Annotated in this window: 1 protein-coding gene; it reads left to right on the top strand. The window is 59.9% G+C overall.

The window, feature by feature from the left end; translation table 11 throughout:
- Positions 1 to 137: 137 nt before the first annotated feature.
- Positions 138 to 512, top strand: a complete 375-nt coding sequence (locus AC1RWI_RS38060; protein WP_043344319.1) for a cupredoxin domain-containing protein — start codon at positions 138 to 140, stop codon at positions 510 to 512.
- Positions 513 to 648: the final 136 nt, after the last annotated feature.

Here is a 648-nt window from a genome sequence, read left to right as displayed (position 1 = left end):
AAGTGGAGGCGGGCAGGGCGTCGGGGGATTTCGGGATCGAGGAGAAGCCTGTCAATGGTTGAGCGGATCGTGCCATGCCGCTTTGGACGGCTTTGGACGGCTTTGCGCTGCTTTGAACTCGCTATCAGGAGTTGGTCATGTCAGTCATCGGACGGGAAGGAATCAGCCGCAGGCGGGCGCTGTGCTGCCTGCTGGCGCTGGCGGGCGGGACGCCGCTGCTGCGCAGCGCAGCCGCCGCGCCAAGGGTGATCAAGGTGCATGCGCGCAAGTTTGTCTTTACGCCGAACCGGATTGCGCTGCGGGTCGGGGAGCCGGTGGTGTTCGAGCTGACAGCGCAGGATGTGATCATGGGGTTCAGCGTGCCGGATCTCGGCATTCGGGAGGATTTGCCGCCCGGCAAGGTCGTGCGGGTTTCGGCCTTGCCCAAGGCGGCTGGCAGTTTTGGGTTTTTGTGTGATATTTTTTGTGGGTCTGGGCATGAGACGATGAACGGGGTGATTGAGGTGAGTTAGGTTGTTGCAACTGATTAACGTCATGGCCAAGGGCAACTGCAACTGCAACTGCAACTGCTTAACTGCAAAGTCAAAGGCAGTTTCACCACCCCTGCGGGGCGGCGACCTACTTTCTTGTCTTGCCAAGAAAGTAGGC

This window comes from Cupriavidus sp. MPR-AND1C (assembly GCF_058809705.1).
Note: the sequence above shows the minus strand (reverse complement) of the source record. Positions and strands in the feature narration are given on the sequence as shown.